A 12,021-nucleotide genomic window follows, 5' to 3' on the forward strand; every position below is an offset into this window, starting at 1 on the left:
CCGCGCGCGAGACGTTTAGTTCTTCCAGTTCGCGTCGGCGCCGACATGGTCACTCCGCGTCGAGGGCGGTTCGCAGCGACGGCAGGTTCAGCTCCCGCATCTGGTCGAGCCAGCCCCAGCCCGTCTCGTTCCACTCGGCGGTGGTCCCCTCGGCGGGGCTGATGGGGACGGCGTCGGTCGCGTCGCTGCTCTCGATGATCGACGCCGCGATCTGGGGGATCTCGTCGCCGGGTGCCGCGAAGGGATCGTAGAGGATCGTGTCGATGCCCTCCCCGTCGACGAGGTCGATCGTGTCCGCGATTTCGGTCGGGCTCGGGGACTCGTCGGGCGAGACCCCGACCGGCGAGTGCAACTCGAAGCCGTAGCGCCGTTCGAGGTAGCGGAAGGAGTCGTGGCCCGCGAAGACGGCCACGTCCCGGGCGGCGTCGTCGACGAGCCGGCGGAACGCCGCGTCGAGGTCGTCGATGCGCTCGCGGTAGTCGTCGGCGTTGGCCGCGTAGACGTCGGCCCCGTCGGGGTCGGCCGCGGCAAGCCCGTCGGCGATCCCGTCGACCATCTCGCCGACCAGCACCGGGTCGGTCCAGACGTGGGGGTCGAAGCCCTCGCCGGCGTGGTCGCCTTCGCCGTCGTTGCCGTCCTCGTCGTGGTCGTGCCCGCGAGCGTCCGTCGGGTCGAGCAGTTGGGCCGCCGGGACGGCGTCGAGGGCGTCGATCACGGCGACGTCGTCGTAGTCGGCCTCGATCTGGTTCGCGATGTCCTGTGCCCACGCGAACTCCGGCATGTCGAGGTAGACGAAGGCGTCCGTCGAGGCGATTTCCGTGGCGAGGTTGCCCCCGGGGCTCCAGCCGTGGCCGCTCTGGCCGACGCCGACCGGGTTCTCGAAGGCGAACCGGTCGCCGCCGACGTGTGTCGTCCAGTCCCAGATGGCGAAGAACGCGGCGTAGCCGGTGTCGTCCCCGTCGGCTCCGTCGGCACCCTCCTCGGGCGAACTCAGACAGCCGGCCAGCGAACCGAGCGCGAGCGCGCCCGCGCCGTTGCGCAGCACCGAGCGCCGTGTCAGGTTCATACCGGAGAATGCGGCCCCCGTCGTAAAAGAGTTATTATACCTAATGTCCGAGTTAATAACTCGTGGCAGCTATCGGACGCGAGCTAGTAACCGGCCGATCGAGGGTCGCTATCCGTCGGGCGGACACCCACAGCGGCCGATGCAGTGTGTCGCGGCACCGTTCGAGACGACCCCGTCGGCGGCGAGACGCGCCAGCACCTCGTCGAGCGCGTCCGTCCGCGGGCGCGCGGAACTCGCCGTCGCGCCGTAGGGCGCGGCGCCGACCGGGAGCCGTTCCGCGACCGTCCCGCGCTCGTGGTCGATCACCGCGACCTCGTCTTCGGTCTGGACCGGCGCGAAGAGCCGTTCCCTGTCGGGCCCCCACGTCCCGGTGAACGCCTCCCCGCCGAGGTCGAGGCGGTCGACGACCGCCCCGTCGCCGAGGTCGACGACCGTGACGTCCGCCGTGCCGGGGGTGAACACGTAGGCGACCTCGCCGTCGGGGCCGATCTCGCTCGTCAGCGGCGACTCGCCGAGGCCGTCGTCGGCAGTCAGCCGCGTCCGCTCGACCGGGCCGGCCGGATCGCTGACGTCCCAGACGCTCTCCGTGCCGCGCTCGCCCTCCTCGTTCTCGACGGTCAGCAGGTCGCCGTCCCACGAGGCCGTCGCCATCCACGGCCGGGCGTGGTCGGCGTCGTCGACCGGGTCGACCGCGACCTGCGTCCGAATCTCGAACGGGTCGATCCCGAGGACGGTCAGCGTGTTCCCGTAGCGGTCGGGGACGTAGGCGTACTCGCCGTCGGGGTGGATCGTCACGTCGCAGGGACCGGGCCCGTCCTCGCCCTCGATCGCGGGTTCGTCGCGGCGGTCGATCTCGGCGGTGACCTCGCCGAACGAGGCCGACGCCGGGTCGGCGTCGAGCCGGTAGTTCCGGTGGACCGGTTCCCGCGCGCTCACGACGAGGTGCTCGCCGTCGGGCGTCCGCTCCAGCCAGTTGGCGGCCGCGCCGGTCTCGTGGCTCGCGACCGTCTCCAGCCCCGAGAGCCCGACCGCCTCCACGCCGCCGTCGACGGTGAGCCAGAGGACCTCCTCCCGGGAGTCCGCCAGCCGCGGCGCGTACTGGTTCGAGGGGAACGAGGAGGTCGTCCCGAGGTGGACCGTCGCGACCACCTCCGGCGCCGACGGGTCGATCAGGCTCGCGGTGCCGTCGCCGGTGTTGAAGACGTACACCGTGGGCGCGTCCGCCTGCGGGCGCGACCCGATCCGCGCCGCTCCGACGCGCCCGAGCGTCGTCGCGCCCGCGCCGGCCGCGACCGACCGCCGGAGCAGGCGTCGTCGCGACACGGCGGCGGGTTCGACGACGTCGCCCTCGCCGTCGCGGTTCCGTGCAGGCATCGCGGTCGCCTGTCGACGCCGGCGCGCAAAAAGCCACCACGGACGGTTCGGCTTCCCTGACGGTCGTAGCCGTCGCTCACTCGCCGACGGCGACCGCCTCGGCGCCGGCGAGCGTCCGGAGTCGCTCGGGGTCGATCGGAAACACCGCGTCCGGCGTCCCCGCGGCGGCCCAGACGGTGTCGTACGCGAGCAGCGTCTCGTCGAGCACCACGGGCACGGGCCGGTCGTGACAGAACGGCGGGACGCCGCCGATCGACCAGCCGAGGACCCGCTCGATCCGGTCCGGATCGGCCAGCGAGACCGCGTCGGCCGGCGCGTCGAACTGCGCGCCGAGGGCGGCCTCGTCGACGCGGTTCGCGCCGCTGGTGACCGAGACGACGAGGTCGCCGTCGACGTCGAACGCGAGCGAACTGGCGATCTGGGCGACGTCGCAGCCGACCGCCGCCGCGGCGTCCGCGGCGGTCTCGGTCCCCTCGGGGAACTCCTCGACCGCCGGATCGAAGCCGTACTCCTGCCGCGCCTGGGCCCTGAACGACGCTGTACGCGGGTGCATGAGCGCGACGGACGACGCCGCGCGTAGAAAAGCTACCGGACGTTCGTGAGGGTTGTGACGGCCCGGCCGGCTCACGCGAGCGCGACCGAGAGCGCCACGCCGTCGAGCCGGCGGTAGCCCGGGTCGGGGTCGCGGACGACCTCGAAGGCGTCGAGGCGGATCACGAGCCGTCCGGGGTCGACCGTCGCCCGGAGGATCGGCCCGCGGCTGGTGACGGCGACGTACGGCGGCGACGGCACCGGCGTCGCCGGGAGCTCGAAGCCCGCCGCGTCGACGGCGTCCGCGAGGACCCGCGGGAGCGTCTCCAGCACGCCTCGGGCCGCGAGCCGCCGGCGGAGCGGGTCGACGACGGCCGCCCGGTCGGTCGCCAGCGGGCCGTCCCAGGCGTCGGCGACGGCGTCCGCACAGGCGTCGACGGCGCGGACGGTCCCCCGGTGCTCGCGCTGGATCCGACGCCGGGCCGACCGGGCGGGGTGGGTCACGCAAGCGAGTGCGACGGCGAGCGACAAGTGTCTCCCGATCTCACTCGTCCGACCGCGAGACGCCGATCGAGAGGACCGAGACGCGCCCGGCGAGCCGTCGCGCGAGTCGCTGCCAGCCGGGTTCGCGCCGGAGTTCGCGCTCCGCACGCAGGCGCTCGGTCTCCCGCTCCAGTCGGTCGCGTTCGGCCTCCAGCCGCCGCGAGCGCCGTTCGAGGCGGTCCCGTAGCTCCCGCGCCGCGTGCAGGTCGTGTGCGAGGAGGTCCCGCTCGCGTTCGAGGTCCGTGACCCGCTCGGCGAGGCGCTCGCGTTCCACCTCGGCCGAGTCGGGGCCGATCTCCGGCGTCTCCTCGGCGTCCGCCTCGACGACGAGTCGGCCGGTTCCCGTCGCGTTCACCACGGCGCCGACGAGCAACACGAGGGCGCCGAAGTAGAGCCACGTCAGCACCAGCAGGACGCCCCCGATCGCCCCCGCGGACTCGGAGCCGCTCGCGAACGCGACGTACACCTGGAACAGCGCCTGCAGCGCCGCCCAGCCGACGGCCGCGACGACGACGCCGGGGAGCACCTCGCGGACGGAGACGTCGACGTTCGGGAAGACGTAGTACATCGGGAAGAACGCGACCGTGAGCCCGACGACGAGCAACAGCGGGTTCACCACGGCGAGGAGGACGCTGTCGGGGAAGAACGCGAAGGCGCCGCTGGCGACGGCCGCCGCCAGCAAGGCGAGTCCGAGCGCGCCGAACACGACGAGGGCGTCGCGGAGTTGGCCGACGAACGACCGCTCGGCCGTCGAGTCGTACACCTCGGAGAACGCGGTGTCGAGGCCGCGGAAGATCTTCAGCGACCCCCAGAGCAACACGACGAGGCCGATGACGGAGGTGCCCGCGGTGGCGACCGAGCCGGCGATCGCGTCTTCGAGCAGTTCGGTGCCGCTCTCGGGGAGGAACCCCTCGGTGGTCTCGGCGACGGTCGCGGCGAGTTGCTCGTCGCCGACGACCGAGACGAGGAAAAAGACCAGCACGAGCAGCGGGATCAGCGAGACGAACGCCTGGTAGGCGATGCTCGCGGCCATGAACGGGACGTTCCGCTCTCGAACGCCCGCGACGACCGCCTTCGCGAACGGCACGGGGGTGCGGAGGTCGGGATCGGGTTCCATACCGCGCGAACGGGCGCGCGACCGATAGCCGAACGGCTTGCAGCCACGCGCCGCCGCCGGTCAGTCGCCGTCGGCCCGCGCGCGGAACGACCGGACCGCCTCGCGGTCGGGGAGGGCCGCCATCGCCCCGGCGGCCGTGGTCGCCGTCGCCGCGACCGCGCTCGCGAACGCGAGCGCCTCCGCGAGGTCCTCGCCGTCGCGCAGGGCGGCGATCGCGCCGGCGACGAAAGCGTCGCCCGCGCCCGTCGTGTCGACGGCGTCGACCGCGTAGCCGGGGTGGTCGACGACCCCCGACGGCCACGGGGCGTCCTCGCCGGCGACCGCGACGGCGCCCTCGCTCCCCCGCGTGACGAGGGCGGTGTGGGGGCCGTCGGCGACGACCGCGCGGGCGACCTCGACCGGCGACGACCCCTCGAAGCCGAGCGTCCCGAACTCCTCGACGGTCCCCTTGCAGACGTCGACGTGTGCGAGGGCCTCGCGGACGACGCGCGCGAACGTCGCCTCGTCGGGCCAGAGTTCGGGCCGGGCGTTCGGGTCGAACGAGACCGTACAGCCGGCGGCCGCGGCCCGTTCGAGCAGGTCGAGGGTCGCCGCGCGCGAACTGCCGCCGGAGAGCGCGACGGCGCCGGCGTGGACCCACGCGAGGTCGGCGAGGACGTCGTCGCCGACGGTCCCCGGTTCGAGTCGGGTGTCGGCGGTGTCGTCGCGGTAGAACGAGAACGTCCGGTCGCCCGCCTCGTCGTGGGTGACGAACGCGAGGGTCGTCTGCGCGTCGGGGTCGCGCTCGACGAACCGATCCGGGAGGCCGCGGTCGGCGAGGACGTCCGCGAGGTAGCGCCCGAACGGGTCGTCGCCGACGCGCGTCCAGAACAGGGGGACCTCCCCCAGTCGCGCGAGCGCGACGGCGACGTTCGCGGGCGCGCCGCCCGGCCGTCGCTCGAAGCCGTCGACGGCCGAGAGCGGGCCCGGACGCTCCGGGAGGAAGTCGATCAGCGTCTCGCCGGCGACCAGCACCTCGTGGGTCATTTTCCCACACGTCCGACGGCAGGGGCCGTCAGTGCTTCGTTCCGGGCGACGGCGCGAGCGTGTACCCCCAGTATGCGGGGTTCCACAAACGTTTTAGGCCGAACTAAAAACTTAGTTTTCCGATTCGGGAAAAGAAATTCCTCGTAGGGCAAACCTTTAAGTGGAATGCTGCTGTATCATCGAACGAGATGAGCACCCAGAAGACCGTCCGTCAACAGGCCGACACCGTCGAGGAGACCGCGCTTCGGCTCGACCAGGAGAAGGCCGAACAGATCGTCGACGCGCTGAACACGGAACTCGCGAACGCGTACGTCCTCTACCACCAGCTGAAAAAGCACCACTGGGTGGTCGAGGGCGCCGAGTTCCTGCCGCTGCACGAGTTCCTCGAGGAAGCGTACGAGAACGTCGAGGAGGGCGCCGACGTCATCGCCGAGCGCGCGCAGGCGCTCGGCGGCGTCCCCGTCTCGGGGCCGACCAACCTCGAACGCCGCGCCACCGTCGAGTTCGAGGGCGAGGACGTCTACGACGTCCGGACGATGTTCGAGCACGACCTCGAGATGTACGGCGACATCGTCGAGTCGATGCGCGACAGCGTCGAACTCGCGAACAACCTCGGCGACCACGCCACCTCGCAGATCCTGCGGGAGATTCTCGTGGAGGTCGAGGAGGACGCCCACCACTTCGAACACTACCTCGAGGACGACACCCTCGTACTCGAGGAGGCGACCCACTGATCGGTCGACGGGTCGCGCGAACACGGTCGGCGAACGGAACCTAACTTTTCTGCACCCGATCGAGAGCGAGAGCGACGGCTACCTCGGAGGAACGGATCGCGAGAAGGCGGCGACTCAGGGCTCGAGGTCGACGGTCAGGTCAGTGGCGATCCAGCCGTCGGTGTTGTGTCGCTCCGTGAAGACGAGCTTTCCGGGGCTGGTCTCGTGGCACGTGACGACCGCGTCCGTCGGCTCGAAGCCGTCCGGTTCCGTCGCGTCTTCCCTCTTTGCGGGGACGTCCATCAACAGGAGTTAGGTGAGCCTAAAACTAAAAGCGTTGTGATCGGACCGGACTCGCGGGAACGACCGCCGCCGACGGCCGATTTTTTGGGCCGTCGCGGCGTACCCGCGCGCATGGAGTTCGACGTCGTTCAGGGAGACATCGCCGCACAGGAGGCGGACGCGCTCGTCAACGCCGCCGGGACGAGCCTCCGAATGGGGTCGGGCGTCGCCGGCGCGCTCCGGCGGGCGGCGGGCGAGGAGATCGACGAGGAGGCACGGTCGAAGGGGCCGGTCGACCTCGGGGAGGTCGCGGTCACCGGCCCCTACGACCTCGACGCCGAGTACGTGATCCACGCGGCCGCGATGCCCCACTACGGGGACGGGCAGGCGACCGCCGACAGCATCCGCGACGCCACCCGCAACGCGCTCGAACGCGCCGACGAACTCGGCTGCGAGTCGCTCGTGTTCCCCGCGCTCGGCTGTGGCGTCGCCGGCTTCGACCTCGACGACGGCGCGGCGATCATCTGCGAGGAGATCGACGCCTACGAAGCCGGGACGCTCGCGGACGTCCGCTTTATCGCCTACTCGGACGAGGAGTACGAGACGATCCGCGCGGTCGCCGCGTCGATCTAGGATCTAGTCAGGGCGCGACGGTCGCCTCGCCGTAGACCGGGATCGAGAGCAGGAGAAGCGACGCGGCCCCGACGACCGCGACGGCCGTCGCGAGCGCCCGCGCCGGCGAGGGGTTCGCGCGGACGGCGTACCCCGCGAGCGCGAGCAGCGCGACCTGCGCGAGCAACTCGACGTAGCTCGCGTGGAGCCCCGGTCCGCCGGGGCGGAGGACGAGGACGGTCACGGACGTAGAGAACAGGGTCAGGCCGGCCGCCGCGGCCGCGGGGGACGACCGGTGCCCGGCCGAGCGGGCGACCATCGCGGCCAGCGTCGCGTTGAGGAGGAACCGCGCGCCGACGAGCGCCGCGATGGTCGCCGGATCGCTCCAGTTCGGGAAGAGCCACTCGGCCGCGCTCATCGCGTCGAACGTCAGACGCGGGCGGGATAGTCGTTTCGGCGGGCGCGTGACCCGCTCAGGACAGCGACAGCCCGCGGATCTCGACCGCGTTCCCCGCCTCGACGCGGCCGACGATCCGTCCGTCGGTCTCGGCAGCGAGCGCCTCGGCTCGCTCCTCGGGAACGGCGACGACGAAGCCAGTGCCCATGTTGAACGTCCGGTGCATCTCCTCGTCGCTCACGCCACCCTCCTCGGCTACGAACTCGAAGATCGGCTGGGCCGGCAGCGGGTCGTCGATCACGTACCGTCGCTCGCCCATCCGCAGGAGGTTCGTCCAGCCGCCGCCGGTGACGTGGGCCGCCGCGCGGGCGCCGTGGTCGCGCATCGGGTCGAGCAGGTCCGCGTAGATCCGCGTCGGCCGGAGCAGTTCCTCGCCGATCGTCCGCTCGTCGTCGTACGGGAACGGGTCGTCGTACTCGTGCTCGCGGGTGACGGCCTCGCGGGCGAGCGTCAGCCCGTTCGAGTGGATCCCGTTCGAGGGGACGCCGACGAGGACGTCGCCGACGTCGGCCTCGCCGTCGAGGATGTCGCCTTTCGCCGCGAGGCCGGCGCAGGTGCCCGCGAGGTCGAAGCCGGAGACGACCTCGGGCATGACGGCCGTCTCGCCGCCCAGCAGGGTGAGGTCGGCCCGTTCGAGGCCGGCGGCCAGCCCCTCGCCGATCTCGTTGGTCAGGTCCTCGTCGGGTTCGTCGACGGCGAGGTAGTCGACGAACGCGACGGGTTCGACGCCGGCGGCGACGAGGTCGTTGACGTTCATCGCGATGCAGTCGATGCCGACCGTCGAGAAGTCCCCGACGGCCTCCGCGACGAGCAGTTTCGTCCCGACGCCGTCGGTCGCCAGCGCGAGGTAGCGGTCGCCGATGTCGAGCAGGCCGGCGTACTCCGTGGTGAGGTCGCTGCCGAACGCGTCGAGTAGCGCCGCGGTGGCGTCCTCGCTGGCCTCGATGTCCACGCCCGTCCCGGCGTAGGTGAGTCCGTCCCCCTCGCCGTCGTCGGCTGGCTCGGTCATGTCGGATAGAGTTCGGGGTGTCGGCAAAAGGTCACCGGTCCCGGCTTCGACCCGCCGATCGGGGGACGACGCGGTGGTAGTTTGCGGTAGTTACCACGGAACGAGAATTATAATGGTAGTTAATGAGATTGAAGGAGACCCTGTACGTGGGATGGCGACGATAGATATCGAAACCGAAGCCGGACAACGCGAGGCACTGGAGCGGATGTTGCTGATCCGTGAATTCGACGGTGCGGCCGGCCAGCGGTTCGCAGACGGAGAGATCCCGGGGTTCGTTCACCTCTACATCGGCGAGGAGGCGGTCGGCGTCGGGGCGTGTGCGGCACTGGAGCCGGACGACTACATCACGAGCACCCACCGAGGACACGGTCACTGCATCGCGAAAGGGCTCGACCCGAAGCGGATGATGGCCGAACTGTACGGCAAGCGCGAGGGCTACTGCAACGGCAAGGGTGGCTCGATGCACATCGCCGACGTCGACGCGGGGATGCTCGGCGCGAACGGCATCGTCGGGGCCGGCCCGCCGCTGGCGACGGGGGCGGCGCTCACGGCGTCGATGGGCGACGGGGACCGGGTCGTGCTGGCGTTCTTCGGCGACGGCGCGGTCGCGCAGGGACAGGTCCACGAGGCGATCAACCTCGCGGCGACGTGGAGCCTCCCCGCGGTGTTCCTCGTCGAGAACAACCAGTTCGGCGAGGGGACGCCCGTGGAGAAACAGCACAACCTCGAAGACCTGAGCGAGACGGCCGAGGCGTACGACATTCCGGGCTTTACCGTCGACGGGATGGACATCACCGCCGTCTACGAGGCGGTCGGGGAGGCCCGCGAGCGGGCGGCCGACGGCGACGGGCCGACGCTCATCGAGGCGAACACCTACCGCTTCCGCGGCCACTTCGAGGGCGACCAGGAGCCGTACCGCGACGACGAGGAGGTCGATCGCTGGCGCGACCGCGGTCCGATCGAGACGTTCGAGCAACGGCTCCTCGACGCCGGCGTGCTGACCGAAGACGAGATCGAGGAGATCCACGAGGAGGCGAGAGCGGAGATCGAGGCCGCGATCGAGTTCGTCGACGAGGCGACCGACCCCGATCCGAGCGAGGCGTACGAGGACATGTACGCGGTCGCGGTCCCCGAACTACAGGAGTTCGCCGGCGGGAGCGCACGTACCGACGGCGGCGTGGACGGAGGTGAACGCCAATGAGCACCGAATCCGACACCGGGGGCGAGGTAGCGAACACGGAAACGATGACCGTCCGGGAGGCGATCCGGGAGGCCATGCGCGAGGAACTCGACCGCGACGAGGACGTGTTCCTGATGGGCGAGGACGTCGGCGTCTTCGGCGGCGTCTTCGACGTCAGCGGCGACCTCTACGAGGAGTTCGGCGAGGAACGCGTTCGGGACACCCCGATCAGCGAGGCGGGCTTTATGGGCGCCGGCGTCGGCGCGGCGGCGACCGGCTCCCGCCCCATCGTCGAGATCATGTTCGCCGACTTCCTCGGCGTGTCGATGGAACAGGTGATGAACCAGATGGCGAAGATGCGGTACATGTTCGGCGGGAAGACCGAGATGCCGGTCACCGTCCGCACCACGGAGGGCGGCGGCATGGGCGCGGCGAGCCAGCACTCCGGGACCGTCCACACGTGGATCGCCCATTTCCCGGGGCTGCTCGCGGTGACGCCGGGGACGCCCGCGGCGGCGAAGGGGCTCCTCAAGTCCGCGATCCGCTCGAACGATCCGGTGTTCTTCTTCGAGAACAAGATGATCTACGAGCGGTCCGGCGAGGTCCCGACCGACCCCGACTTCACGCTCCCGCTCGGGGAGGCGAGCGTCGAGCGCGAGGGCGAGGACGTCACCGTCGTCGCGACCCAGCGGCTGGTCGGCGAGTCGCTCGACGTCGCCGACGACCTCGACGGCGACGTGAGCGTCGAGGTGATCGACCTCCGGTCGCTGTACCCGCTGGACACGGACACGCTCGTCGAGAGCGTCGAGAAGACCGGCCGCCTCGTGGTCGCCGACGAGAGCCCGCTCTCCTACGGCACCCACGCCGAGGTGCTGACGCGCGTCCTCGAGAACGGCTTCTTCAGCCTCGACGCGCCGCCGGAGCGCGTCGGCGTGCCGGACACGCACGTTCCGTTCAGCCCGCCGCTCGAGCAGGAGGTGCTCCCGGGCGGGGAAGACGTGAGAGCCGCGATCGAACGGCTGGTCTGATGGCCGCTGACGAGCCATGACCGACCCCGGCCGGCGGCCCCGGTCGGACCGCCCCGCGGTCGGACTGATCGTCAACCCGGCCGCCGGTCGCGACATCCGCCGGCTCACCGGCGGCGCCAGCGTCAGCGACAACTACGCGAAGCGCCGGATCGGCGAGTGCGTCCTCTCGGGGCTGGCGCTCGGCCGCGATCCGGTCGACGCGCTCGTGATGCCCGACCGCGCCGAACTCGGCCAGCGGATCGCCGAGGACGCGGACGCGGACGGCGGCGACGGCTCGGTTCGCACCCTCGAGATGCCGATCACCGGCACGTTCGAGGACACCCGCCGGGCGGCGCGTCGCTTCGCGGAGGTCGCCGACGCGGTCGTCGTCCTCGGCGGCGACGGGACGACCCGGGACGTGTCGACGGCCATCGGCGACGTCCCGGTCGTCGCCGTCTCGACCGGGACGAACAACGTCGTGCCGACGCCGGTCGACGGGACGGTCGCCGGCGGCGCGGCCGCCCTCGTCGCGACGGGCGCGGCCGACCCCGCGGCGACGACCCGCCGACACGGGACCGTCCGGGCGACGATCGACGGCGCGGCCGGGGCCGGGACGGTCCGCGGACTCGCGACGATGGGACTTCTCGACAGACAGTTCGTCGGAACGCGGGCGATCCTCGACGCGAGCGAGTTCGTCGGCGGCGCGGTCTCGCGGGCCTCGCCGGCCGAGATCGGCCTCTCCGGCGTCGCCGGCGGCCTGCTCCCGACCCGGCCCGACGACTCGGGCGGCGTCGGCCTGCGGTTCGAATCGGCCGACGCGGCCGACCGCCGCGTCCGGGCGATCACCGTCCCGGGCGTCGTCTCGGAACTGGGCGTCGCCGACTGCCGGCGACTCGAGGCGGGCGAGTCGCTCTCGTTTGCCGTCGATCGGGGCGTCGTCACCGCGGACGGCGAACGCGAGCGGGAGGTCTCCGACGCGACGGTCGCGTTCGAGGTTCGCGACGACGGGCCGCGACTCGTCGACGTCGAGGCCGCCTTCGAGGCGGCCGACGCCGACGTCTTCGCGACCGAGCGGGCGTGACCGCCCGCCGGTACGCCGACTCC

Annotated in this window: 14 protein-coding genes; 5 read left to right on the plus strand and 9 right to left on the minus strand. The window is 71.7% G+C overall.

Features of this window, described 5'->3' with window-relative positions; all coding sequences use genetic code 11:
• Positions 1 to 49 precede the first annotated feature (49 nt).
• From NKG98_RS02420 to NKG98_RS02445, 6 genes are all read right to left on the minus strand, one after another.
• The gene (locus NKG98_RS02420) at positions 50 to 1,066 is read right to left on the minus strand and encodes a metal ABC transporter substrate-binding protein (protein ID WP_254768151.1); all 1,017 of its coding nucleotides are present in this window, start codon (positions 1,064 to 1,066) and stop codon (positions 50 to 52) included.
• 108 nt (positions 1,067 to 1,174) lie between these two features.
• Positions 1,175 to 2,440 carry a YncE family protein gene (locus NKG98_RS02425; RefSeq protein ID WP_254768152.1) on the minus strand — a complete coding sequence of 422 codons (1,266 nt, stop codon included), beginning with the start codon at positions 2,438 to 2,440 and terminating at the stop codon, positions 1,175 to 1,177.
• Between the two features lie 76 nt (positions 2,441 to 2,516).
• Positions 2,517 to 2,993, minus strand: coding sequence for a YbaK/EbsC family protein (locus tag NKG98_RS02430; RefSeq protein ID WP_254768153.1), 477 nt, complete (start codon positions 2,991 to 2,993; stop codon positions 2,517 to 2,519).
• Positions 2,994 to 3,064: 71 nt separating this feature from the next.
• Positions 3,065 to 3,475: a DUF7988 family protein gene (locus tag NKG98_RS02435; protein ID WP_254768154.1), complete on the minus strand. Its 411-nt coding sequence runs from the start codon at positions 3,473 to 3,475 to the stop codon at positions 3,065 to 3,067.
• 40 nt (positions 3,476 to 3,515) lie between these two features.
• A complete protein-coding gene (locus NKG98_RS02440; protein WP_254768155.1) occupies positions 3,516 to 4,631 on the minus strand; it encodes a YihY/virulence factor BrkB family protein in 1,116 nt (371 codons plus the stop codon).
• Between the two features lie 60 nt (positions 4,632 to 4,691).
• Complete coding sequence (locus NKG98_RS02445) at positions 4,692 to 5,657, minus strand: carbohydrate kinase family protein (RefSeq protein ID WP_254768156.1); 966 nt, start codon at positions 5,655 to 5,657, stop codon at positions 4,692 to 4,694.
• 188 nt (positions 5,658 to 5,845) lie between these two features.
• On the opposite strand from NKG98_RS02445, the gene dpsA reads away from it, so the two are divergent.
• Positions 5,846 to 6,391: a DNA starvation/stationary phase protection protein DpsA gene (gene dpsA, locus NKG98_RS02450; RefSeq protein WP_254768157.1), complete on the plus strand. Its 546-nt coding sequence runs from the start codon at positions 5,846 to 5,848 to the stop codon at positions 6,389 to 6,391.
• A 114-nt stretch (positions 6,392 to 6,505) separates the two neighbouring features.
• Here dpsA and NKG98_RS02455 read toward each other — a convergent pair whose 3' ends face one another.
• Positions 6,506 to 6,673: a hypothetical protein gene (locus NKG98_RS02455; RefSeq protein WP_254768158.1), complete on the minus strand. Its 168-nt coding sequence runs from the start codon at positions 6,671 to 6,673 to the stop codon at positions 6,506 to 6,508.
• A gap of 111 nt (positions 6,674 to 6,784) precedes the next feature.
• Here NKG98_RS02455 and NKG98_RS02460 point away from each other — a divergent pair, with 111 nt between their 5' ends.
• Complete coding sequence (locus NKG98_RS02460) at positions 6,785 to 7,285, plus strand: macro domain-containing protein (RefSeq protein ID WP_254768159.1); 501 nt, start codon at positions 6,785 to 6,787, stop codon at positions 7,283 to 7,285.
• Positions 7,286 to 7,292: 7 nt separating this feature from the next.
• Here NKG98_RS02460 and NKG98_RS02465 read toward each other — a convergent pair whose 3' ends face one another.
• Complete coding sequence (locus NKG98_RS02465; protein ID WP_254768160.1) at positions 7,293 to 7,682, minus strand: hypothetical protein; 390 nt, start codon at positions 7,680 to 7,682, stop codon at positions 7,293 to 7,295.
• Positions 7,683 to 7,737: 55 nt separating this feature from the next.
• Positions 7,738 to 8,730, minus strand: a complete 993-nt coding sequence (purM, locus tag NKG98_RS02470; protein WP_254768161.1) for a phosphoribosylformylglycinamidine cyclo-ligase — start codon at positions 8,728 to 8,730, stop codon at positions 7,738 to 7,740.
• A 151-nt stretch (positions 8,731 to 8,881) separates the two neighbouring features.
• Between purM and NKG98_RS02475 the strand changes: the two genes are divergently transcribed.
• Genes NKG98_RS02475 through NKG98_RS02485 form a run of 3 tightly spaced genes read left to right on the plus strand, consistent with a single transcriptional unit; the run spans position 8,882 to position 11,998 of the window.
• Complete coding sequence (locus NKG98_RS02475; protein WP_254768162.1) at positions 8,882 to 9,931, plus strand: thiamine pyrophosphate-dependent dehydrogenase E1 component subunit alpha; 1,050 nt, start codon at positions 8,882 to 8,884, stop codon at positions 9,929 to 9,931.
• The gene (locus tag NKG98_RS02480) at positions 9,928 to 10,938 is read left to right on the plus strand and encodes an alpha-ketoacid dehydrogenase subunit beta (RefSeq protein WP_254768163.1); all 1,011 of its coding nucleotides are present in this window, start codon (positions 9,928 to 9,930) and stop codon (positions 10,936 to 10,938) included. Before NKG98_RS02475 ends, NKG98_RS02480 begins: the two co-directional genes overlap by 4 nt.
• 16 nt (positions 10,939 to 10,954) lie before the next feature.
• Positions 10,955 to 11,998, plus strand: a complete 1,044-nt coding sequence (locus NKG98_RS02485) for an NAD(+)/NADH kinase (protein ID WP_254768164.1) — start codon at positions 10,955 to 10,957, stop codon at positions 11,996 to 11,998.
• The last annotated feature ends 23 nt before the right edge of the window (positions 11,999 to 12,021 follow it).

The organism is Salinilacihabitans rarus (assembly GCF_024296665.1).
GTDB classification, from domain to species: domain Archaea; phylum Halobacteriota; class Halobacteria; order Halobacteriales; family Natrialbaceae; genus Salinilacihabitans; species Salinilacihabitans rarus.